This window comes from Candidatus Symbiopectobacterium sp. NZEC135, from assembly GCF_025962695.1.
This window is the reverse complement of record NZ_JAGFPF010000007.1, coordinates 109,104-132,828: the sequence shown is the minus strand read 5'-3', so window position 1 is coordinate 132,828 and position 23,725 is coordinate 109,104. Positions and strand designations below refer to the sequence as shown.

The 23,725-nt window shown below is 55.0% G+C and carries 23 protein-coding genes; 6 read left to right on the top strand and 17 right to left on the bottom strand.

Annotated features, from left to right (window positions below):
• On the top strand, positions 1–258 hold a 258-nt coding region (locus J5224_RS06630), incomplete at its 5' end, for a hypothetical protein (protein ID WP_264624597.1).
• A 24-nt stretch (positions 259–282) separates the two neighbouring features.
• Here J5224_RS06630 and J5224_RS06625 read toward each other — a convergent pair.
• The gene (locus J5224_RS06625; protein ID WP_264624596.1) at positions 283–615 is read right to left on the bottom strand and encodes an HrpE/YscL family type III secretion apparatus protein; all 333 of its coding nucleotides are present in this window, start codon (positions 613–615) and stop codon (positions 283–285) included.
• A gap of 160 nt (positions 616–775) precedes the next feature.
• Entirely contained in the window at positions 776–1,705 is a 930-nt protein-coding gene (locus J5224_RS06620; protein ID WP_264624595.1) for a LysR family transcriptional regulator, read from the bottom strand.
• Positions 1,706–1,840: 135 nt separating this feature from the next.
• Here J5224_RS06620 and J5224_RS06615 point away from each other — a divergent pair, with 135 nt between their 5' ends.
• On the top strand, positions 1,841–3,256 hold the full coding sequence (locus J5224_RS06615) for a M20 family metallopeptidase (protein WP_264624594.1): 1,416 nt from the start codon (positions 1,841–1,843) through the stop codon (positions 3,254–3,256).
• A gap of 36 nt (positions 3,257–3,292) precedes the next feature.
• Here J5224_RS06615 and J5224_RS06610 read toward each other — a convergent pair whose 3' ends face one another.
• The 7 genes from J5224_RS06610 to J5224_RS06580 all read right to left on the bottom strand — a co-directional run bounded on the left by J5224_RS06610 (position 3,293) and on the right by J5224_RS06580 (position 9,357).
• A complete protein-coding gene (locus J5224_RS06610) occupies positions 3,293–4,120 on the bottom strand; it encodes a MetQ/NlpA family ABC transporter substrate-binding protein (RefSeq protein WP_264624593.1) in 828 nt (275 codons plus the stop codon).
• Positions 4,121–4,187: 67 nt separating this feature from the next.
• Entirely contained in the window at positions 4,188–5,300 is a 1,113-nt protein-coding gene (gene menC, locus J5224_RS06605) for an o-succinylbenzoate synthase (RefSeq protein WP_264624592.1), read from the bottom strand.
• A gap of 33 nt (positions 5,301–5,333) precedes the next feature.
• The gene (locus tag J5224_RS06600) at positions 5,334–5,993 is read right to left on the bottom strand and encodes a methionine ABC transporter permease (RefSeq protein ID WP_222160570.1); all 660 of its coding nucleotides are present in this window, start codon (positions 5,991–5,993) and stop codon (positions 5,334–5,336) included.
• Positions 5,986–7,008: a methionine ABC transporter ATP-binding protein gene (locus J5224_RS06595; RefSeq protein WP_264624590.1), complete on the bottom strand. Its 1,023-nt coding sequence runs from the start codon at positions 7,006–7,008 to the stop codon at positions 5,986–5,988. Before J5224_RS06595 ends, J5224_RS06600 begins: the two co-directional genes overlap by 8 nt.
• Before the next feature lie 325 nt (positions 7,009–7,333).
• Positions 7,334–7,642 (bottom strand): AzlD domain-containing protein, encoded by a 309-nt coding sequence (locus J5224_RS06590; RefSeq protein WP_264624589.1) that lies wholly within the window; start codon positions 7,640–7,642, stop codon positions 7,334–7,336.
• The gene (locus J5224_RS06585) at positions 7,639–8,289 is read right to left on the bottom strand and encodes an AzlC family ABC transporter permease (protein ID WP_413544650.1); all 651 of its coding nucleotides are present in this window, start codon (positions 8,287–8,289) and stop codon (positions 7,639–7,641) included. Before J5224_RS06585 ends, J5224_RS06590 begins: the two co-directional genes overlap by 4 nt.
• A gap of 201 nt (positions 8,290–8,490) precedes the next feature.
• The gene (locus J5224_RS06580) at positions 8,491–9,357 is read right to left on the bottom strand and encodes an AraC family transcriptional regulator (protein WP_264624587.1); all 867 of its coding nucleotides are present in this window, start codon (positions 9,355–9,357) and stop codon (positions 8,491–8,493) included.
• Between the two features lie 231 nt (positions 9,358–9,588).
• Between J5224_RS06580 and J5224_RS06575 the strand changes: the two genes are divergently transcribed.
• Positions 9,589–10,272 (top strand): GntR family transcriptional regulator, encoded by a 684-nt coding sequence (locus J5224_RS06575; RefSeq protein WP_264624586.1) that lies wholly within the window; start codon positions 9,589–9,591, stop codon positions 10,270–10,272.
• 36 nt (positions 10,273–10,308) lie between these two features.
• On the opposite strand, the gene J5224_RS06570 is transcribed toward J5224_RS06575, so the two are convergent.
• The 8 genes from J5224_RS06570 to J5224_RS06535 form a co-directional block, all read right to left on the bottom strand.
• Positions 10,309–11,598 carry an aspartate aminotransferase family protein gene (locus tag J5224_RS06570; RefSeq protein ID WP_264624585.1) on the bottom strand — a complete coding sequence of 430 codons (1,290 nt, stop codon included), beginning with the start codon at positions 11,596–11,598 and terminating at the stop codon, positions 10,309–10,311.
• Positions 11,591–12,649 carry a phosphotransferase gene (locus J5224_RS06565; RefSeq protein ID WP_264624584.1) on the bottom strand — a complete coding sequence of 353 codons (1,059 nt, stop codon included), beginning with the start codon at positions 12,647–12,649 and terminating at the stop codon, positions 11,591–11,593. The genes J5224_RS06570 and J5224_RS06565 overlap by 8 nt, the downstream gene beginning before the upstream one ends.
• Positions 12,642–13,376 carry an SDR family NAD(P)-dependent oxidoreductase gene (locus tag J5224_RS06560; protein WP_264624583.1) on the bottom strand — a complete coding sequence of 245 codons (735 nt, stop codon included), beginning with the start codon at positions 13,374–13,376 and terminating at the stop codon, positions 12,642–12,644. The genes J5224_RS06565 and J5224_RS06560 overlap by 8 nt, the downstream gene beginning before the upstream one ends.
• A gap of 219 nt (positions 13,377–13,595) precedes the next feature.
• Positions 13,596–14,414, bottom strand: a complete 819-nt coding sequence (locus J5224_RS06555) for an ABC transporter permease (RefSeq protein WP_222160547.1) — start codon at positions 14,412–14,414, stop codon at positions 13,596–13,598.
• Positions 14,415–14,432: 18 nt separating this feature from the next.
• The gene (locus J5224_RS06550; protein ID WP_264624582.1) at positions 14,433–15,704 is read right to left on the bottom strand and encodes an ABC transporter permease; all 1,272 of its coding nucleotides are present in this window, start codon (positions 15,702–15,704) and stop codon (positions 14,433–14,435) included.
• Positions 15,705–15,740: 36 nt separating this feature from the next.
• Positions 15,741–16,823: an ABC transporter substrate-binding protein gene (locus J5224_RS06545; protein WP_413544648.1), complete on the bottom strand. Its 1,083-nt coding sequence runs from the start codon at positions 16,821–16,823 to the stop codon at positions 15,741–15,743.
• Positions 16,824–17,148: 325 nt separating this feature from the next.
• On the bottom strand, positions 17,149–18,600 hold the full coding sequence (locus tag J5224_RS06540) for an NAD-dependent succinate-semialdehyde dehydrogenase (RefSeq protein ID WP_264624581.1): 1,452 nt from the start codon (positions 18,598–18,600) through the stop codon (positions 17,149–17,151).
• Positions 18,601–18,613: 13 nt separating this feature from the next.
• Positions 18,614–19,879, bottom strand: a complete 1,266-nt coding sequence (locus J5224_RS06535; RefSeq protein WP_264624580.1) for a 4-aminobutyrate--2-oxoglutarate transaminase — start codon at positions 19,877–19,879, stop codon at positions 18,614–18,616.
• 156 nt (positions 19,880–20,035) lie between these two features.
• Between J5224_RS06535 and J5224_RS06530 the strand changes: the two genes are divergently transcribed.
• From J5224_RS06530 to J5224_RS06520, 3 genes are all read left to right on the top strand, one after another.
• A complete protein-coding gene (locus J5224_RS06530; RefSeq protein ID WP_264624579.1) occupies positions 20,036–21,523 on the top strand; it encodes a PLP-dependent aminotransferase family protein in 1,488 nt (495 codons plus the stop codon).
• A 204-nt stretch (positions 21,524–21,727) separates the two neighbouring features.
• On the top strand, positions 21,728–22,822 hold the full coding sequence (locus J5224_RS06525) for an ABC transporter ATP-binding protein (RefSeq protein WP_264624606.1): 1,095 nt from the start codon (positions 21,728–21,730) through the stop codon (positions 22,820–22,822).
• A 259-nt stretch (positions 22,823–23,081) separates the two neighbouring features.
• Positions 23,082–23,699 (top strand): LysE family translocator, encoded by a 618-nt coding sequence (locus J5224_RS06520; protein ID WP_264624578.1) that lies wholly within the window; start codon positions 23,082–23,084, stop codon positions 23,697–23,699.
• The last annotated feature ends 26 nt before the right edge of the window (positions 23,700–23,725 follow it).

The following is a 23,725-nucleotide window of genomic DNA, read 5'->3' as shown; positions in this document are numbered from 1 at the left end:
AATATCAGAGAGATAAATAAAATCAAAAAATCACAATGCACGCTGTTAACAACGCGCATTGTGATTAATGTTTTTTGCGATGATAGAAGGAAGGAATGGGAAACTCAATATAGTGACAAAGATTTACGCCTAGAGGTTTTTATTTGCATTAGCACATTATTTTATTTCACCCTAACAAAAATAAGGTTTTTTATTATTCTGAGAAGCAGGGAGAACATGCATGCAACACTTTATTTTTACCGACTGTTATCAGCCTAATAATGGATCTTGCTATAGATGTTGTTACCACTTCAACGTAAATACACCACCTTCTGTTTTTAACCGCACTTCCCCCGGAATTAATCTCGCATCGATTTCGAGACGCCAACCCAAATGTGCGTGTTGGCGTAACCAGGCTGCCACATCGTTCTGTTGCACAGAATGGCAATACAGTACGCCCCGCCCCTCACCGCCCTGCCGGCGTAACGATCGTCGCAGCAATGCCATTGAAAGCGTGTGTTTAGGCCGAATGTTTTTTACGGGATAAGCAGCGTGTAACCGATGGATGACCAAACCATCCATACAACCAGCATCCTTTCTGTTGGCATAAAATGCCATCGGTCGCTTGCGTAACATAACGAATCTCCATGTGTTTTTTCAGCAAAAAATCGTCAACCCGATAAGGTGAGGCACGTTGCTGATTTCGCGTCAATGCTACACCAATACTATTGAGGTTGTTCTGAACACAAAATCCGATTTTTACCTGAATTTCGTGATGGAGTTCAAATCAATATCGCTAATTTTCTCTATCAAAAAGCGTATTACAGTAATTTTCCGCATCGTGAAGCACATCTTGCATCATAGCGATAAACGCTTGCTGTACATTGGTAAGGGTATGACCGGGCTGGATTTGCACCTGCAACGCACGCTGTTCCAGTTGGCGCATCGCCAACCTTGCCAGCCGGAGCGGCGCTTGTCGGCACTTATACATCACCGAGTAAAAGCTGCATGCCGTTACTGCCTGTGGCGTGGAGAGTACGTAATGATAGAGCGTGGTGAAGTTGCTGCAACAGAGTGTGGGTTCCAGGTAGGTGCCCTGCATGCGGCAAGAGAGATCGAACAGTTGACGCAGTGTGGTGGTCGGTTCAGGCAACGCCAATGGGTAAGGAGACAGGTCGGCTAACTGGATGGTGTCACCTGCCAGCGGGTGATCCTCCGCCATCAACAACAGTAACGGCGCGGGGAGCGAAAGCAACACCTCAACACCGTGCTCTGGCGCAAACGCAAATTGCAAAGCCACGTCCACCTCACCGTGACGAACCATCTGAGAGACCTGCTGCGCCGACCCCACCTTGAGATGAAACGCGGTTTCCGGGTGTGATTGTTGAAACTGGGCAAACACGTTGGGCAACGCGTCAAAAGCCATTCCCTCAGTGCATCCGACGCGTATCAGCGTTTTACGCTGTGCGCTCAGTCCCTGTATTTCAGCCACCGCCGCGTCCAAATCCATCATACTTTTGCGTACGTGATTTTCCAGAATACGGCCCGCGTCAGTCAAAATCATGCCGCGCGCGTGGCGCTCAAACAGCGACACGCCCATGCGCTCCTCCAAACGCTGAACCTGCCGACTGATGGCGGACACCGCCACGAAGAGTTGCTGGCTGGCGGCACTCAGTGAGCCCGTTGTTGCTACAGCCAGAAAATAGCGGAGTTCACTGCTCAACATAATCTGAGAAATTCCCAATAGTCCGTTTGAGGTTTATATGAAAAGCAAAGCTTGATTGCAAATTTTATTATGGTGGCAAAGCCCGTTTTTCCCTTAAATAGCCTTTGCTGTTCCAAAACAATCATAAAGGAATCTATGACACGTTCCGATGTCATTCGCCGCGCCACACGCAGTGTGACGCGCGGTGATTTTGCTCACACGCTGGCACGCCGCCTGGCGCTAGCCACCGAGAGCCAGAAACCCGATAATCATGCCGTTCTGCGCGCCTACCTAAGCGATGAGATACGTCCGGTATTAGAAACTATGGGCTTTATCTGCCATTTTCTCACCACCGAGGCAGCGCCAGAGATGCCCTTTATGTTGGCGGAACGCATTGAAGATCCTGCGCTCCCCACACTGCTTTCTTATGGGCACGGGGATGTGGTGTTCGGTGATGCGGCCAACTGGCGCGCAGGATTGGATCCGTGGCAACTGATCGCAGAGCAGGACCGCTGGTACGGGCGCGGCAGCGCGGATAATAAAGGCCAGCACACCATCAATTTACTGGCGCTGGAACAGGTCTACCTGGCGCGCGGTGCACGGCTGGGATTTAACTGCAAGCTGCTGTTTGAAATGGGCGAAGAGATTGGTTCTCCAGGGTTGGCCGAAGTGTGTCTCCAACACGCGGCACTGCTGGCTGCGGATATTTTTATTGCCTCCGATGGTCCGCGCCTGCATGCCGATAGGCCAACGCTGTTTTTGGGCTCACGTGGCTGCATCAATTTCAAACTGCATGTGCAGGGGCGCGATCGCGCTTATCACTCTGGTAACTGGGGAGGGCTGCTCAGCAATCCCGGCACACAGCTTGCCAACGCCATCGCCACGCTGGTTGACGGCAGCGGCAAGATTCTGATCGACGATTTGCTGCCGCCACCGCTGACGCCCGCGCTGCGCGCGATATTGCAAGATGTGGTTCCGGCGGGCAATCCTGGCGACCCGGATATCGACCCGCACTGGGGTGAGCCGGGCCTGAGCGCCGCCGAGAAATTGCTGGGATGGAACGCACTTGAGGTGCTTTCGTTTGTTACAGGCAACCCGGCACGCCCGGTCAACGCCATTCCGGCGACAGCGACGGCAGTGTGCCAACTGCGCTTTGTGGTCGGGACTGACAGTGACCGTTTGATTGACCATGTACGCCGTCATTTGGCTCAGCACGGCTATGGGCATATTGAGGTAGAACTGCTTAACAGCTCTCCCGCCACCCGTTTTGATCCACAAAATCCGCTGGTGGACTGGACACTGGACCTGATGCGTGACATCAGCGGTAAGCAACCCACGCTGCTGCCCAATCTGGGGGGATCGCTGCCCAATGACGTATTTGCGGACATTCTGGGATTGCCGACGCTGTGGATCCCCCACTCTTACCCCACCTGCGGTCAGCATGCGGTCAATGAGCATCTGCTACGTCCGGTGGTGGAAGAAGGGGTGGCGATCATGACAGGGTTGTTCTGGGAGCTGGGAGAACAAGGGAGCGCCCTGCTGGAGAAACATCGCGAGTACAGTCAGGAGTAGCGCACGAAAAAGGCCGCTTACGCGGCCTCTGTTTCCTTACGGTTTGTGACGCGCCGTCATCCATTCCGGTTTCTGGAACGCAGAGAACATGGTGTCTTTGCGATCGAAAAAGGCTTCAAACTCCGGCGATTCAACAGCCGCTTTCAGATCCTGCGCAAACGGCTTATCGGCATCTTCCGCTCGCACCACAATCATGTTTTTCAGGTCTTCCGGCAGAATATCCAACTGAATGGCATCAGCCAGTTTCAGACCGGCAGAGATGGCGAAATTGGCGTTGATCAGTGACCCGGTTACGCCCCCTAACGCGCGCGGCAGTTGTGCCGCTTCCAACGGTTTAAACACCAGCCCCTTCGGGTTTTCGGTGATATCGCGCAACGATGCCTTAGTGGGGGTGATATCCGGGTTAATCTTGATCAGTCCGTATTTCTGCAAAAAATCTAACGAACGCGCCAGATTGGATGGATCGTTCGGTAACGTCACCACATCTCCGGCTTTCAGTTCATCAAGGTGTTTTACCTTGTTGGAGTAGAAACCCATGCTTGCCGTGGGGACGGTGATCACTTCAGATAATTTCAGGCCTTTATCGGCGCTAAAACGATCCAGATAGCGGCGGTTTTGGAACAAGTTGGCATCAATGCTGTTGTTTGACAGCGCCAGATTGGGCTGAATATAGTCACTGAATTCGCGTACCGTAACCGTATAGCCTTTCTTTGCCAGTTCTGGTTTGATGGCCTGTTTTACCATATCGCCATAAGGGCCGGGTGAAACACCGATGGTGATCTCTTTTGTCACATCAGTGGCATAGGCTTGTCCGAACCCCAGCAAGGGAACGAGCAGCAGCGGTAACCATTTTTTGAATGTCATGTTGCGTTTCCTGTTTTAGTAGAGTGAGCGTTTCCCTGGTGGTGACGCCCCAATGCTGAACCCAGCATTAAAATTGAAACGTTTCCTCGCCGTAGCAATAGCGCTGATACAGCGTGGGGTTGATATCAAAACCGATCCCAGGCGCGTTTGGCACCGCGACGCAGCTATCCGCATCCATTTCCACCAGCGGCAGCATAAAATCTTCATGCCAGTAGCGGCTGGAAGGCGGAATATCGTGGGCATAAACGAAGTTGGGCAACGAGGCTACCGCAATGTTGTGCGCTTTGCCCACCGCCGTATCCAGCATACCGCCACACCACACCGGGATCTGGTGCGCCTGACAGTAGTCATGGATCAATTTGGTTTCGGTGATGCCACCGACCCGCGCCACCTTGATATTGATGATGCGGGCGCTGCCCAGCTCAATGGCTTTACGTGCATCCTCAACGGAGGCAATACTTTCATCCAGACAAATGGGTGTGGCAATCGCGGCCTGAAGTTTACGGTGATCGACAATGTCGTCGTGCGCCAGCGGCTGTTCAATCATCAGCAGATTGAAACGATCGAGGCGCTTAAAGAAATCGATATCGTCCAACGAATAGGCGGAGTTGGCATCAGCCATCAGCGTGATATCGCCAAAGGTGCTGCGTAGCGCCTCGATGTAATCGATATCCTTGCCCGGTTTGATTTTTATCTTGATACGGCGATAACCTTCATCCAGATAGCCAGCGACCACCTCGACCAACTTTTGCGGAGAAGATTGAATGCCGATGCTGACACCTGCTTCCACCCGGTCGCGCGTGCCACCAATCGCCTGATGCAGTGGAATACCTTGCTGTTTGGCAAAGGCATCCCAGATACCGCCTTCAATCGCCGCTTTGGCGCAGTTATTGCGTTTTACCGGCATAAAGATTTCACGCACTTCAGAGGGGTGGGAAATCGCTCCGGCCTGCTTCACCATCGGGATAAGAAAATCCCGCATGATATGCCAGGCCGTGACGTTGGTCTCTTCGTTGTAGAACGGCAACGAAATCGCGGAGCAGTCACCGTAACCGATAACGCCACCAGCATGCACTTCTGCAATGGTGAAGTGCTTTTCCGTTTGGGTGGCAAAACTGGTGGTAAACGGCGTCTTCAGCGCCATCTTCATTTTGCGCAGTACAATCTTGTCAATTTTCATGCGTCTTCAACCCTGTATTCTCAGTGTCTGGTCTCAGCGTTTTTCACGCTTGTTGGCCCGGCGTGATACCCAATCCCCGGCGGTTTGCACCAGTTGCACCAGTACCACCAGCGCGATCACGGTGATCACCATCACTTCTGTTTCATAACGGTAGTAGCCAAAGCGGATCGCCAGATCCCCGACGCCACCGCCGCCGACGATACCCGCCATCGCCGAATAGCCAATCAGGCTGACCAATGTAATCGTCAATCCACGCAGCAACCCCGCCAGCGCTTCCGGCAACAGCACGGTAGCGATGATCCGCATCGGGCTGGCACCAAACGCTTCTGCCGCTTCCACAATACCGGGATCGACTTCACGCAGCGCGGAGTCCACCAACCGGGCATAGAACGCAATGGCGGCCACTGACATTGGCACTGCCGCCGCCACCGGGCCGATGGTGCTGCCCAACAGCCACTGAGTCAGCGGCAACAGCAGCACCAGTAGAATCACAAACGGCACCGAGCGAATAATATTGACCAGCACGGTGGAAAGCAGGTAGACCACGCGGTTCTGCCAAAAAAGATGACGATCGGTCACATAGATAGCGATACCGAGCGGCAATCCGAGCAACACGGCGCCCAGGGTCGAGATCGACACCATGGTAAAGGTTTCACCAAAAGCAACGCTCAATTCACCCATTAACTCATTCATGGACAACCTCCACGCCAAAGGTGTGTTGACCAATATAGGCCAATGCAGCACTGACGTTATCCGCCTGTGCGCCATCCTGATGCGAAATCTGGGCAATGATATGCCCCAGCGCGCGCTCATTGATGTATTCGATATTGCCGTGCAGGATATTGATTGAAACCTGAAAACGCTGAGCCACTTCGGATAGCACCGGTTGCTCCACAGAGTCATCGGCAAACATGATTTTCAGCAATGGGCCTTTGTCTGAACGATAAAACCGCTCGGGTAAGTCTATCTTGTTGGCGTGCTGCACCAACTGTCGGGTAAAAGGATGTTTTGGCGCGCAGAACACATCAAACACATCGCCCTCCTCCACGATATTGCCCCCCGTCATCACCGCCATACGGTGGCAGATACTTTTGATGACGTTCATTTCGTGGGAGATAAGCACCATGGTAATGCCCAACTGGCGATTAATATTTTTCAACAGAGCCAGAATCGAGGCCGAGGTTTCCAGATCGAGCGCCGAGGTCGGTTCATCGCACAACAACACTTCGGGATGGTTGGCAATGGCGCGAGCAATCCCCACCCGTTGTTTTTGACCGCCGCTCAACTGCGCCGGATAGGCATTACCGCGTTCGGACAGCCCTACCAGCTCAAGAATCTCCGGCACCCGTTGCGCGATCTCCGCGCGGGATTTCCCGGCGGCGCGGAGACTAAACGCCACATTTTCAAACACGGTGCGGGTATGCATCAGGTTAAAATGCTGGAAGATCATACCAATACGCTGACGATGCTGACGCAGTTCGCGTCCTGAGGCCTGGCTGATGACCGTTTCACCGATACGGATACGGCCTTGTGTAGGGCGTTGCAACATATTGATGGTGCGTAGCAGCGTGCTTTTCCCTGCACCGCTGGTGCCGACAATGCCGAATACCTCGCCGGAGCGGATGGTTAAATTAACATCGTTGACGGCCCTGACCGGACCGGTGTTACCACCGGGAAAGTCTACGCACACGCCTTCTAACCGAATCATGACCGGGTTTACTCCTCTCGTGAATGCGGATAATGGATACGTTGCAGGAACATCGCTACTGACGGAATCCGGCCGTACCGTGCCTGTCTGTTTGGCTACTTATTTATGTCACGAGGGGAACATCAAGATAAATAACACATATAAAACAATAACATAAACATTATTATATCGTTATGTTAAAGTAGTGAGAAATGAGCGTTGCGTCAATGAATAAAAAAGCAAACCAGCTTTCTCATTTTTAGAAGAGACACTATTCCACGATGTCGGCATTCTTCTCCCTCCAAGCTACGGTTCCAGAATGCCAGCGTCGCGAAAATGACAAGCCTTACAGCGAAAGCAGAAGCGCAAAAAAGATCAAACTCAACACCACCGCCAGCAGCATATTGCGAATAAAGAAAGCGATAATCACGCTAAACAGCGCGCCCCATAAATAGGGGTTATCACCGAGCGGCCGCACAATACCGTGATCCATTAGGATGATCGGGCCGCATATCGCCGTTAGCAGACAGGGCGCTGAATATTTCAGCGCTTGCTGTACCAGTGCAGGCAAGCGAATCGGCAAACGCGGTTCAAGAAACAGATAGCGGTTGAGAAACACGATGCCCGCCAGGGCAAATAACAATGCACCATTCACTGCGCCACCCCCTCACGTTGTGACAGCAATGCTGAAAAGAACATGCCGCTCAGACCGGCGATCACCACCGCGCCCTCCACGTTGAAATAGGCCAGAGCCATCGAGAGCACCAGTGATAACACCACGCCCAGTAGTGTACTGATGCTACGCACCATCGGTACGACGATGGTGATAAAGGTGGCAATGATCGAGAAATCCAAATGATAGCGGGCCAAATCAGGTATCCGCGTCGCCATGACGATGCCGGCAACGCTGAAGATCACCCAGCAGACATAAAAAAACCCGCCCGCAGCGATCAAATAGCTGACAGAACGCGACTGCTGTGCCGACTTACCTCCGCTCAGCGCAAACAGTTCATCCGTCAGCAAGAAGCCAATCGGCAGACGATAGCGCAGCGCCAGTCGAGACACATAATCACGTAAGGTCAGTGCGTAGATAATATGTTGGGTGGTGATAAAGAAAACGGTGATTAAAATCGTGATGACGTTGGCACCGCTCATCACCAATCCTAGCGTGACCAACTGTGCAGCACCGGCAAACACCAACGCCGAGAGCCCAATGGATTGCCAGAGCGGCAACCCAGCCTGAACCGCCATTGAACCCGCCAGAATGCCCCAAGGCAGTACCGCCAGACAAAACGGGAACATATCAAGAACACCGGCACGAATATCGCGCCACCGCGAGTCGGGTAAGCTGGCGTTTGGCGCAGCGCCCGGTTGTGATAAAGCATGCTTTTCCATAGCGACCTGAGACCTTTGTAATCGAGTGCGGTCTTCAGGCTAGCCAAACCTCGGGGACAGGGTATTGAACAATATTGCTGCCAAAACCCGTCGCTGTAACGCGATTAATTAACCTAACAGCGGCGCTCGTTCTGTCCGATCCCAGACGATGCTTTGAATAAAACTGCCGGGCGTTGCACCAAAGGCATTTTTAAAATGGCGGGTAAAGTGGCTTTGGTCGGAGAAACCGCACTGTGACGATACCGCAGCGAGCGTATGCCCATGCAGCATCAGCGTTTTCGCCTTGCGCAACCGCGCCTGCACCTGATAGGCATGCGGCGGAATGCCGACCAGCGCCTTAAATTGGCGTAAATAGTGCCACGGGCTCAGTTCCGCCATCGCCGCCAACGTGGTCAGGGACCACTCTTGCTCTGGCGTATCATCCAGCAACATTTTGGTCTGTAGCACGCGCTGCTCGGAAAAGGGCAACGGGCGCGGCGTGCGACGTGTTTTGCTGTAGCGCAGCATCAACCAGCTCAGCGATGAAAACAGCAACGTCTCCTTTAACAGCGTGTTGCCCGGCTGTGCCAACAGGCGAAACGCCATCTGTAACTGCTGCGCCAGCCCCGGATCGTGCAGCACCGCATCCGGAAACCACGGCACCGACCCTTCAGACTGGTGGAGATCGTGCGAGATAGTGCGAAACAGATCCGGGTGTGGGTAGATGGCGCGATAGGCCCAGCCGTTCTCTCGGGCCGAGCACCCGGTATGCACATCATCCGCATTGACCAAAATGATGTCTCCCTGTGGCGCAACGTGCTCCCCGCCGGAACGATAAAAACGCTGAGCACCTTCTTCAATCACCCCCACACAAAAGGTGTCATGCACATGACGGGAAAAGCGCTGGCGATAATAGCGGGCCTGCAACATTTCCAAGCCACCGAAGGCTTCCAATCGATGGTACTGCGCCTGTTCACGTGGCGTTGCTTTACTCATAGAGTGCCCCCTGCTGATACCGCTTCTGTGAGCAGTATGCGGATATTCACACCATTGTCACTCCGCATTCTCTCTGGGTTTAGAACAAAATTGCGCAGCCACGCATTTTTCTCTTCAACAGCGGCGCGGAAAGCCGGTTTCTTTTTCAGGTAGCCGATGCACGATGATGCATCATATTGTATAATAGATCGATTGAAGCGACAGGAATGCGCTGTTTCTCGGGGTGAATGCGTGAATTATCCAATTGGGCAAATCAACCACAGTTATCTGGGTTCCAGTGTGTACACCATGCTGCGCGAAGCGCTGATTATGGGGCGGCTAAAACCGGACGATCGGCTGCGTATTCGCGAGCTGGCAGCTCAAGTCGGGACCAGCGTCACTCCGGTGCGCGATGCCATTTTGCAACTCGCCAAAGAGCAGGCGTTGATCCTGAAAACACCGCGCGATATCCGCGTGCCGCAACTCACCAGCGCACAGTTTATTGAGATTCGGACCTTACGCGTATCGCTGGAAGGCAGCGGTGCGCTGCACGCCGCCGCGCTGATGACACCGAGTAGGCTTGCCGACTTGGACGCCAACATCACGCAAAACCTTCAGGCAATTGATGATAACGATTTAAGCGCGGCGCTGCGTCTCAACAGTGAATTTCACCTGATGCTGGCGCAGATGGCTGATATGCCGCTGCTCAGCCAGTTTATCGGCAGCCTGTGGATGCGCACCGGACCGCTGGTTGCTCAGGCCTATGCCCACTTCTCCCATCAAATGGCGATTGAGCACCATCAAGAGGTGCTGGCTGCCCTACGCCAACAGGACGGAACCGCTGCACAGCATGCCATCCAACAGGATATTCTTGATGGCAGCGACACCATGCTGGCGTTCATCGAGCACGCGGAAGATAACGCCAAGGACGCGTAAATTGGCGTCCTTACCCCGCGTGCTGACGAACACTCCCTACCGCTGCGCCACGTCGGTCAGCACGGCGTCCAGCGTATCGAGAAACAGCGCGGCATGTTCTTCTCTGAATACCAGAGGAGGTCGAATCTTCAGAATATTGCCTGCAGGCCCGGTGGCGCTGATCAATACGCCGCGCTGGCGCATGGTATTCACCACCGCTACCGCCTCAGCGCTGGCTGGCGTTTTGTGTTCACGGTCACTCACCAGTTCCGCGCCAACAAACAGTCCGCTGCCGCGCACATCGCCCAGCAGTTCATGACGCTGCGCTAACGCTTGTAACCCTTCACGCAGGCAATGCCCGACCCGCAACGCGTTTTGTTGCAGTTGCTCTTCACGGATCACGCGTAACACCGCATGTGCAGCCTGACACGACACCGGATTACCGCCAAAGGTATTAAAATAACGAACATCACGCCCAAACGCGGCAAACAGCGCCGATTTACCGACCAGTCCGGCAATTGGATGTCCGTTGCCCATCGGTTTGCCCAAGCTGACCAGATCCGGCACCACCTGATGACGGGCAAATCCCCACATGGCTTCGCCGGTACGACCAAAACCCGGCTGTACTTCATCCGCAATAAACAGCCCCCCCGCGTCGCGCACCCACTGTACCGCCTGTGCCACTTCGCCAGCCGGGGGCGAGAAGACGCCATCACTGGAAAAAATGGTATCGAACAGCAGCGCCGCAGGACGAATGCCCTCTGCCCGCATCTCCGCCAATGCCGACTGCACCGACGCCAAAAATGCACCGGGCTGACGATAGTTATCTGGTGCATCAATCAGTTTTACATAATTACCGCGTGCCACGCCGTCGCCGAGTGACGGGGAAAGTTCTGCCAACGCACTGGTCACGCCGTGATAGGCCCAACGTGTCACGATAACCCCGGTGCCGCCCGTCACATGCCGCGCAATGCGCAGGGCCAAATCATTAGCTTCACTGCCGGTGCAGGTCAGCATCAGGTTGTCCAGTTCAGGTGGAAATTCGCGCAACAAATCTTCGGCAAAATCAACGATGGCATGATGCAGATAGCGGGTATGCGTATTGAGCTGGGCGCTCTGCCGGGCAATGGCTTCCACCACCGCCGGATGGCAATGTCCGACCGATGCCACGTTGTTGTACACGTCCAGATAGCGTTTGCCCTGCGCATCGAACAGCCAGACGCCCTCGCCGCGCACCGGATGCAACGGCTCCTGATAAAAGAGTCGATAACCCTGACCCAATACGCGCTGGCGGCGCGCCAGGAGTTCGGCGCTGTCATTTACTGGTGACATTGTCACTTCAGCCATTATTTATCTCCCTTATCCCCTGCCATATCCGCTGGCAGAATCGATCGTGCGAATAACCAGTTATCTGTTGCAGGCTGCGCCAACTGCGCGGCAAATTGCGCAACAAATAGTCTCGATTTTCTGGATAGCGTGCGGCACGCCACTGTGCAATGGTGACGATCAGCGCCAGACGCGTCATGATGAGATCGGGCAGCAGCGCAATCTCCTGCTCGGTCAACGGTAAATGCGCATGATAAGACGCGGTAAACGGCACGATAAACGCGAACGGATCGTCCCCGTCATGGACCTGATAGGCTAACGCCGTCGCCAGGTCATTGATCAGAGGCGCATACAGCGCATCGCCGAAATCGATAATGCCGCTTACGCGCGTGACATCCCCCACGTCTGCCAGCACGTTGTGTGGATTCATGTCGTTATGGATAGTCTGTTGACGCAGCGTTTTTAGCTGCGGTGTCACATGCCTATCGTAGCGTCGCAGGATCTGCGTGATAGCCCGCTGCTGTTCAGCATCATGCACAAACGCAAGATAAGGACGAATTTGCTCAGCGCGACTGATGTCCCACAACAGTTGCCGCTGTTGCGCCGGGTGAGAAAAGCGGCTCAATGCCACATCCAACTGTGCCAGCGTGCTGCCTAAACTTTCCATCAGCGCGATAGACGGTGTTACCGCGTGCAGCGGCGTGCCTTCCAGAAAGCTCACCAAACGAATGCGCAACGCGTTGCCGTCAATATCCACCACCGGTTCTGCCTGCTGATAGCGCGTCAGCACCACACGTGGTACCGGCAGCGCTGCCGCTTGCTGGGCGACATGCAGCAACAGCGCGGTCTGATAGTGGCTTTCGGCCACAGATTCGGCAGCATTGATCACTTTCAGCATATAGCGACGCCCGGAGGGCACGGTCAGGCAAAAGTTTTTATCCCGTTCGCCGGTAAGCAAGATGACATCCCCTTGCAGGCCATAGTATTGCCAGATCAGCGCCTGCGCCTGCTGGCAAGAAACCTCCGGTACTGCCTGCGTCATCAGCGTGCCCGTGTCCTGCGCGTCACACATGCTGGCCTCCGTTAACCTGAATTTCCGCGCCATTGACATAGGAAGCACCGCTGTTGCACAGGAAATAGATCAGGCTTGCCACCTCTTCGGGTTTACCCAGACGCTGCATCGGGACCTGACGTGCCACGATCTCATCGGTGCCCGGCGACAGGATGCTGGTTTCAATTTCCCCCGGCGCAATGGCATTAACGCGAATGCCGTAGCGGCCAAACTCGTTTGCCATTTCCCGCGTCAGCGCTGAGAGTGCCGCTTTGGAGCTGGCATAGGCGCTGCCAGCAAACGGGTGCACGCGTGCACCAGCAATCGAGGTGATATTGATAATGCTGCCCTGACTGGCACGCAGTTCATCAAACAGTCCGTTGGCCAGCAGTGCACAGGAAAACAGGTTAACGTTAAACACCCTGAGCCAGGTGGCGTAGTCGGTCTGGCGCACCCCAAGGCGACTGCCATCCACGCCCTTGGGCGAAATACCGGCGTTATCGACCAACGCATCCAACCTACCGCCGAGTTTTTCTTTAATCAGCGGCAGCGTCTCCTGTACGCTGTCGATATCTTCCAGATCGAGGTGGATATGGTTCAGCACCCCTTCCACCCACGGACAATCCTCTACCCAGTTCTGCCGTGAGGCAGTGAAAATACGCCATCCAGCCGCATGGAAATGCTTCACCGTGGCGTGACCGATCCCGCGACTCGCGCCGGTCAACAACAAGGTCTTTTGCTCGGACATAGGCACCTCATTAGATATTTGATGCATCATAAATTCAGCGTTAAAAAAAACTGAAACAGCGAACTGTTCAGCAAAATCTGACCCGATAAATACTGCACGTGTTGTGCAGGCAACGGCGTGAAATTCTCGGCGTTGAGGCAACCGGACTTCTCAGTCTCCCGCGAAGTTCACACCCAATGCGGGAGACTAACAATCAAAAAACAGGACTCGACTGGCGTACTAGCGTCCACCTCTGAGTTTCTCCGCGCGCCTACGCAGTACTTCCATCACAATCAGCAGCACCAACGCAGCGCCCACCATCATAGAGGCGGCAGCGGCAATGGTTGGATCGAGGTTTTCCCTGATACCGGCAAACATTTGCAGTGGCAGCGTGCGCTGGCGTGGGCTGGCGAGGAACAGCGTGACGATCACTTCATCGAACGAGGTGGCGAAAGCAAACAACGCACCGGAAAACACGCCCGGCGCAATAAGCGGTAGCGTCACTTTGCGAAACGCATACAGCGGCGGCGCGCCCAGGCTGGCGGCGGCGCGGGTCAGGTTGTGATCGTAATTTTTCAGCACCGCGGTGACGGTGATCACCACAAAGGGCACACCGAGCATGGCGTGGGCCAACACCAAGCCGAGATAGCTATTGAGCAGCGAAAGTTTGGCAAAGAAGAAGAACATCCCGACCGCCACAATCACCACCGGCGCAATCATCGGGGAGATCAGCACTGCCATCACCAACGCCTTGCCACGAAACTCACCGCGCACCAAACCGATGGAGGCCAATACGCCAAGCACCGTGGCTAACAGCGTTGAGAGCGGCGCAATCATCAGGCTGTTGCCCAGCGCGCCTAACCAAGCGCTGGAGCTGAAAAACTCCTGATACCAGCGCAGCGAAAATCCGGTCAGCGGATAGCTGAGGAAAGAACCGGCGTTAAACGACAGCGGCACGATCACCAGCACCGGCACCACCAGGAACAGCAGCATCGCTGCGCCGTAAAAATTAAAGAAGCCTTTCCATAAACGCAGGACCACGGCACCTTGTTGTCTCATCAGGGTTCTCCTTGCGTCTTAACGCGCCGCCGCTTCGGCGTCGGTGCGGGTCACGCGAATATAAACAATATAGAGCAGCGTCACGATAATCAGCAGTTGCGTACCTAGCGCTGCCGCCATCCCCCAGTTCATGGTGGTGTTGGTGAAGAACGCCACAAAGTAGCTCAGCATCTGATCACTCGGCCCGCCCAGCAGCGCCGGCGTGATGTAGTAGCCTATCGCCATCATGAACACCAGCAACGCACCGGCAGTGATCCCGGCGTAGGTTTGCGGCACATATACGCGCCAGAACGCCTCAAACGGATGCGCACCCAGCGAAATGGCCGCGCGCATGTAGCTGGGAGAAATACCCTTCATCACCGCATACAGCGGCAGGATCAAAAACGGCAACAGAATGTGCGTCATCGAGATATAGACACCAATGCGGTTAAACACCATCACCAACGGCTCATTGATAATACCAATACTGAGTAAGGCACGGTTGATCAACCCGCCCGATTGCAACAACACAATCCAACTGGCAGTGCGCACTATCAGTGAGGTCCAGAACGGCAACAACACCAGAATCATCAGCAAGTTGGCACGGTTAGTCGGCTGTTTTGCCAACCAGTAGGCCAGCGGATAGCCCAATCCAACGCACAGCAGCGTCACAACGCCGGCCATCAACAGCGTACGCAGCAGCACATCGACATACAGCGATTGTTCCGGCGGTTGGGCAACAATGTTTCCCGATGCCGGGTCAACGCGATGATCGAACACCGCCAGCAGGTAATAGCTGGTGAAGGGACGCGAAGCGCGATCCAGCGTGCGCCAGGTGGAGAGTTCTCCCCACATGGGTTGCGTTTGAATCAGTTGTTCACGCACGTTACCGCTGTCAGGTGCGGGCAACTGGCGCAAGGTGCGGTTAATCAGGGTACGGTAATCAGATCCTTCATAGCCGAGACGTTTGGTGATCATGGCAACCTGTCCGGCGCTACGCGCCTGACGCAAATCGGCAGCCACGGCATTAAACGCCGCGTCATTGGGTAATTCGTTGCCAGACCATTGCCGCAATGCGGCAATGGTCATCGGCATGGCTTCCCGCAGTTCTGGATTCGAGATGCTTTTCCCCAGAATCGAAAAAATCGGAAAGAGAAAGCTCACCACCAAAAAAAGGAACAGCGGCGCAATCAACAGCAAAGAACGCTTTTTATACAGCGCTTCAGCCGTTTTAAGCTGCTGTTTCAGCAACGGGCTCCCTTCTCTTTCGTTGGCGGGCGGCAACGCCGCAGCCAGGTTATTCTGGGTCATACATTTACCTCCAATCACAGATACGGCAAAACCAACTTACTGCGCAGCCCAGGCGTTAAAGCGCTGTTCCAGTTCTTCGCCGTGGTCAATCCAAAACTCAGTGTCAACCTGCAAGGCCTGTGCCAGGTTATCCGGCGCGGTCGGCAAGTTTTTCACTACGTCAGGAGAGATCAGGCTGGTCGTTTTAACGTGCGTTGGGCCATAAGGGATGGTTTCAGCAAACACTTTCTGGTTTTCAGGCTGGTTGGCAAAAGCAATAAACTGTTCTGCCAGCGCTTTGTGCTTGGTGCCTTTAACGATGGCCCAGCTGTCCAGATCGTAAATGCTGTCATTCCATACGATGCGGAAATCATGCCCTTCTTTCTGCGCCGCAGTAACGCGGCCGTTGTAGGCGGAGGTCATCACTACATCGCCAGACACCAGCCATTGCAGCGGCTGCGCGCCGGATTCCCACCATTGGATATTCGGTTTGATTTGGTCCAGTTTCTTGAACGCACGATCGACACCGGCAGGGGTTGCCAGCACTTTGTAGAGGTCTTCGCGTTTTACGCCATCTGCCAGCAGCGCGAACTCCAGCGTAAACTTGGCGCTTTTACGCAGCGCACGTTTGCCGGGGAAGGTTTTCACATCCCAGAAATCGGCCCAGCTTTTCGGGGCCTGCGGCAGTTTGGCGGCGTTATAGGTCAGTACGGTAGACCAGAGGAAAATCCCTGCGCCACACTCAGATACCGCACCCTGCACGAAGTCTGAAGGGTTACCCAGTTTTTTCCAATCCAGCGGCTCAAACATCCCTTCGTTACAGCCGCGTACCAGCTCCGGCCCTTCCACTTCAACCACATCCCAGCCAACCTGACCGGTTTCCACCATCGCGCGAATACGGGCCATCTCCCCGTTGTATTCACCCGCTTCTACCGTTCCTTTACCCGCCGCAGCGAAAGGTTTGTAGAACGCTTTATCCTGAGCGTCCTTGTTCAAGCCGCCAAACGAGACAACGGTTACGGTTTCGGCATAGGCCTGTGAAGCCATGGCAGTCACCAGCGCGCCGAGCGCCATTTTTTTCACTGCGGACATCTTGGACGGTAACGTCTTGGTCAACGTCGGTAACGTATTGGTCAACATAGTGCGGCTCCTGGAGAGTTCGTCAACGTAAAATGCGGGCTGTACCCATCACAATTTTTTGATGCATCATGCATCAAATAAAAAGCATAATCTGTGCCATGAATTCGGATTACCCCTGGCTGATTAGCTGAATTACCGCGATTGGAGCCTGAAAAAGGCATAGGGAATTTTTATGGTTGGCTGCACTGTCCTGACGCCGCGTTTTTTGCTTTGTTGTGGTGCATCAGGTCACACACTGCACCAGCAAAAGGCGGAGGCTGCTAGCAACAGCGCGCCGGATTGCGGCACGGTCAGAAACGGGTTTCTGAACCGTGCCACTCAGGCATTACGATAAATCAACGCAGAGATATTTCATCTCCAGATAATCTTCGATGCCGAAACGCGAGCCTTCACGCCCTAAACCGGACTGTTTCACCCCACCAAACGGCGCCACTTCATTGGAGATAAGGCCGGTATTAATACCCACCATGCCGTAATCCAACGCTTCCGGCACCTTCCACTGGCGGACCGCATCACGGGTGTACACATAGGCCGCCAGACCAAACTCGGTGTCGTTCGCCATGGCGATAACCTCAGCGTCATCCTTGAACGGGAACAACGGTGCTACCGGGCCAAAGGTTTCTTCGCGCGCAAAGCGCATTTGCGGTGTCACATCGGCAATCACGGTCGGCGTAAAGAACGTACCGCCCAGCGCGTGTAGCGTGCCGCCGGTGAGTAACGTTGCGCCTTTCTCCAGCGCATCGGCAATGTGTTGCTCAACTTTATCGACCGCATCGGCATCGATCAGCGGCCCTTGCGTGACGCCCGGTTGCGTACCTTCGCCCACTTTCAGCTTCTCAACCTCTTCGACCAAACGCTGTTTCAGCGCCGGGTAGATGCCCTGTTGTACATAGATGCGGTTAGCGCAGACGCAAGTTTGCCCACTGTTACGAAACTTCGAGGCCAGAATGCCTTTGATGGCGGATTCCACATCAGCATCATCAAACACGATGAACGGGGCGTTGCCGCCGAGTTCCAGCGACAGTTTTTTCACCGTTGGCGCACTCTGCGCCATCAGGATGCGGCCTACTTCCGTCGACCCAGTAAAACTCAGTTTGCGGATCACCGGGCTATCGCACAGCACTTTACCCACGTCAGCCGCTTCACCGGTGATCACCTGCAACACACCGCGCGGAATGCCCGCCTGATTCGCCAACTCCGCCAACGCTAACGCAGTAAAAGGCGTCTGCTCGGCCGGTTTGACGATCATGGTGCAGCCTGCCGCCAGTGCCGGCCCCACTTTGCGCGTGATCATCGCCGCTGGGAAATTCCACGGGGTGATAGCCGCACACACACCAATTGGCTGTTTGATCACCAACAGGCGTTGGTGCCCTTGCGGTGTCTGCAACACGCTGCCTTCGATGCGTTTTGCCTCTTCAGCAAACCACTCGATAAACGAGGCGGCATAGGTGATTTCACCTTTCGCTTCCGCCAGCGGTTTGCCCTGCTCAGCCGTCAGGATCGCGGCCAGCGCATCCTGATGTTCAACAATCAGGCGTGCCCAGGCTTGCAGCAGGCTGGCACGGGCTTTCCCCGTCAACGCCCGCCAGCTCACCAGCGCCTTTTCCGCTGCCGCAATGGCTATCGACGTTTGTGACGCTGTCACTAATGGTACAGAACCGAGCACAGCCCCGGTCGCTGGGTTAGTCACCTCAAGGGTGTCACCCCGTTCGCTGTTCTGCCATTCACCGTCGATCAAACATTGCTGACGGAAAAGTACGTTGTTTTTCAATTGCATAATAATCCTCTGGTTACTTCGCCAACACGCTGGTCAAAATCTTCAGCGCCTGACTGAACTGCGCCTCGGGGATGGTCAGCGGATACAGGAAACGAATCACGTTGCCGTGTACCCCACAGGTTAACAGTAGCAGGCCTTGCTCCAACGCCGCCTGTTGGTAACGGCGCGTCAGTTCAGCGGAAGGTTTGCCGGTCGCAGGATCGTTAAACTCGACGGCCACCATTGACCCTTGGGCGCGAATCGCCACAATCCCCGGACAAGATGCTTTGGCACCTTGCAACGTTTCCACCAACTGCGCCCCGAGGCGTTGCGCCCGTTGGCACAGCTGTTCTTCATCGATAATATCGAGCACGGTCAGCGCAGATGCAACGGCCAGCGGGTTGCCTGCATAGGTGCCGCCCAACCCGCCAGGGCCAGGAGCATCCATCACGTCAGCGCGACCGACTACGCCAGAAATCGGGAAACCGCCCCCCAGGCTTTTCGCCATGGTGATCAGATCCGCTTTCTCCGCGTAGTATTCCATGGCAAACAGTTTGCCGGTGCGGGCAAAGCCGGTTTGTACTTCGTCGGCAATCAGCAGAATGCCGTGTTCATCGCACAGCTTACGAATAGCGGTGATGAATGCCGGCGGTGCCGGGACAAAACCGCCTTCCCCTTGTACCGGTTCAAGAATAATGGCAGCCACCTGATCGGCACCGATATCGGTATGCAGCAAAATATCCAGACTCTCCAGCGCACGTTCAACCGAGATGCCACGCGCTTCATTTGGGTACAACGCATGGAAGATCGAACCGGGGAACGGGCCGACGCCGGTAGAATACGGTGCCACTTTGCCGGTTAACGTCAACGTCAGCAGCGTGCGGCCATGAAACGCGGCGTTAAAGGCGATGACGCCGGGACGTTTGGTGTAGGCGCGTGCAATCTTCACCGCATTTTCTACCGCTTCGGCACCCGTGGTGAAAAAGGCGGTTTTAGCGGTTCCTTCGATGGGGGCACGTTCATTGATACGCTCAGCCAGCTCCACGTAGCTGCCATAAGGAATAACTTGATAAGCGGTATGGGTGAAGCAATCCAGTTGCTTGCGCACGGCGTCCACAATTTTCGGGTGACGGTGACCGGTGTTCAATACGGCGATACCGGCAGCGAAATCGATGTACTCGTTGCCTTCCACATCCCACAGCGTGGCGTTTTCGGCACGCGCCGCATAAAAATCACACATGACAGCCACACCACGCGGTGTAGCGGCTAAACGGCGTTGATTCAATTCGCTATTACTCATTTTTCAGCTCCCGATTACGTTCGCACCCAAAGCACAAGGTAGTATTGACGGGCCGGTGAATACGAGGACGACAGACCCGTTATCAAATTTGATTCTATTTATGCGCGCTCTGGTTCTATAATCCAGAGCCAGTTTATACAATTTAAGGGATCCACTTTGCGCTCGCTGCTTACTGACTTATTGATGCAACGGTTAGCCAAACAGACGTCAGGCACACTGAACAAGCGGCTATACGATACGCTGCGTCAGGCGATACTGGCGCGCGCAATCACGCCGGGCAGTCGTCTCCCCTCATCCCGCGATTTGGCGCAACAGCTCAGTCTGTCACGCAATACCGTGCTGGCCACCTATGAACAACTGCTGGCAGAGGGATACATCGAAACCCGTCCCGGCAGCGGTACTTTTGTCACGGAACAACTGCCCGATGGCAATATGGAGCGGGTACCCGATGAGCAGGAAGGTTCTTCGCACGCCGCCGCACCGGCGCTGTCTCGGCGTGGGATGAACCTGTTGGGTTACGCTGGTGCGTCAGCGCGCCAATGGGGCGCGTTTATGCCGGGCATTCCCGATATTGCCAGCTTTCCGCACGATCTGTGGCGGCGCACGCAAACGCGACTGATGCGGCACATGAAGCCGGAACAGCTCTCCTATTCACCAATGGGTGGCAGCCCGGAGTTGCAGTTGGCGCTGACGGAGTATCTGCGCGTGGCCCGCTCGGTGGAGTGCACGCCGGAGCAAGTGCTGATCACCGAGGGCACCCATCAGGGCATGGATCTGCTGGCCAAAATGCTGTGTAACCCCGGCGATAGCGCATGGATCGAAGACCCTTGCTACTGGGGAATGCGCAACGTGCTGACGATTAATGGATTACGCGTGACGCCCATTACCGTGGACGATCAGGGGATGGCTCCGCCGGAAACACCGCCCCCCGGACGCGCGCCGCGTCTGATTTGCGTAACCCCATCGCACCAGTATCCGCTGGGCGCGGTGATGAGTCTGGCGCGTCGCCAACGGCTGTTGGCACTGGCGCAGGAGCACAATAGCTGGATCGTGGAAGATGACTACGACAGCGAATTTCGCTTCTCCGGCAACCCGGTGCCCGCATTGCAAGGGCTGAATAGAAATGCACCGGTGATCTACATCGGTACATTCAGCAAGACGCTCTATCCCGGTTTGCGCGTGAGCTATATGGTGCTGCCGCCACAGTTAGCGCAAGAACTGAAGATCGCCCACGCCGAGTTGTACCGTGGCGGGCACTGGCTAACGCAATCAACGCTGAGTGAGTTTATTCGTGAAGGACACTATGCGGCGCACATTCGCCGCATGCGGCTGCTTTATGCCCGCCGGCGCGCGCTGTTGACGCAACTGATTGAAACCCATCTTGGCAGCGAGTACGTCGGCGATCGCAGCAATGCCGGACTGCATATGTTATTAAAACTGCCTGCACAGGTGGATGATGTATTGCTTAGCACGCAGATTCTCCGCCACGGCGTCATGGTGAAACCGCTCTCCAGCTACTACCTGCGCCCCACTGCCGAACGCGGCCTGTTGCTGGGATACGCCAGCGTTGAAGAGGGTGAAATTGTGCGCGCTTTTGATGTAGTGGTTGCCTGCCTGCGCGCCCTGCACAGCCTTGCGCGCTAGCGCCCCGTTATCGTGCGCCGTCCCGATGGCGCACTGCACCACACGCAAGCAAACCATCGCAATAACGCCCCACCGTGGCGCATAACAATAGTCACTCACGCCCTATTTTTATTTTTAACCACTTAGTGACACAACGATTTCATTGAGTGGGCATGCTTTATGCATAACGGCTGTGATAATACCGTTACGCGAGAGATTGGACGCATGAGAACCTACGTCAGCTTCAAGAATATTCAGAAAACCTACGACGGCGATCGTCTGGTGGTCAAAAACCTGAATCTGGACATCCAGGAAGGGGAATTTTTAACCCTGTTGGGCCCTTCCGGCTCCGGCAAAACCACCAGTTTGATGATGTTGGCCGGGTTTGAAACCCCCACTCAAGGTGAAATCCTGCTGAAAGACGCTCCGCTGCACAGCCTGCCGCCACACCAGCGCGGCATTGGTATGGTGTTCCAAAACTATGCGCTGTTCCCGCATATGACGGTTGCCGAGAATCTGGCGTTTCCCCTCTCCATTCGCCGCATGAACAAGAGCGATATCAAGGAGAAGGTGGATCGCGTTCTGGATCGCGTCAAACTGACCGCACTGGCGGATCGCTACCCGGCACAGATGTCTGGGGGGCAGCAGCAGCGCGTTGCACTGGCGCGTGCCTTAGTGTTTGAACCGAAGTTGGTGCTAATGGATGAACCGCTTGGCGCATTGGATAAACAGTTACGCGAGCACATGCAGCTGGAGATTAAAGCCCTGCATGAATCGCTGGATCTGACCGTGGTGTATGTGACGCACGATCAAAGCGAAGCCATGACCATGTCGAACCGTGTTGCCGTGTTCAATGATGGTATCATCCAGCAGATGGACAGCCCGAGCGATATTTATGAACGCCCGCAGAACACCTTTGTTGCGCAGTTTATCGGTGAAAATAATACGCTGATTGCCACGCAAAGCGGCACGGATGGCGATTACTATCTGGCAACCTTGGATGACGGCACCGTATTACGCGCCCTTAAGGTTCGCCCGAGTTCGCCCGGTAAAAAAATCAGTCTGTGTATCCGCCCGGAACGCATCCGCGTCAACGCCAATCCGCTGACCGCCGGTGCAGAACAGGTTCGCGCGCGTATTCAGCAATTTATCTATCTGGGCGATCATGTGCGCATGATGACGGAAGTGGCAGGCCAATCGCCTTTTATGGTGAAACTGCCCGCCAGCGAAATCCAACCACACTGGAAGCCCGGCACGGAACTGATGCTCTCCTGGCAACCGGAGCACCTGCGTGCGCTGGATGTGATTGTTACCCACTGACTATCTCGCCTGGTCGAGGTTATCGACAGCCCCTTTTCGGTATGTCCGTGTTTCCCGGCGAATCACGACGAGGGGCGCTTCGGCGGCTTATGCCGCTACGACCCCATCGCCGCACTTCACCTAACCACGAACGTTGTTGTCAGCCTGACATAGGCTCAGCATAGGTTTAATCGTCAACGCCAAATCTCCTCTTCTTGTCACAGCCTTCTAGGTCACGATTTGCTACCATCAGCAGACAGACCTATTTTCGGCTAACCGCATGGATGTTATTGGATTTGTCGCTACCATGGTGCCCATTGCCCTCTCGCCCGGTGCCAGCTTTACGCTGGCGCTCAATAACGTGGTGACACAGGGTGCACGTGGCGTACTGCGTATTATTATTGGCACCGCATTGGGCATTTATACCCACGCGCTACTGGCAAGCATTGGGATCTCTGCGCTGTTGCTACGCTATCCCGCATTGATGCGCGTTCTCACACTGCTCGGCACCGGTTATTTGGTCTATCTGGCATTGCGACTGATACAGCGCGGCTGGCAAGGTTCTGCACGTGCCCCTGCTTCCGGCCGTTCATTAGGGATTCGTGCCGCCTACGTTGCCAATGTGCTCAATATCAAAGCCATTTTACTGTATGTGACGGTAGTGCCTCTGTTTGCCAGCACTGCGCGCGATAGCCAGCCACTGGCGCAGAGCGTGATGAGTTTTATGGCGTTGGCAACGGTACACGTTGCCATCATGGGAGGATGGCTACTGCTAACAACGCAGGTACTGCTGCGTTCGGCCCGCGCAGTCAATATGCAGAGGATGGAAACCACCATCAACCTCGGCGGTGGACTGATGTTGCTGTGGCTCACCCTGTGGCCTTATTGGCGGGGGTAACGGCGGGACAGCATTGATCCCGCCAC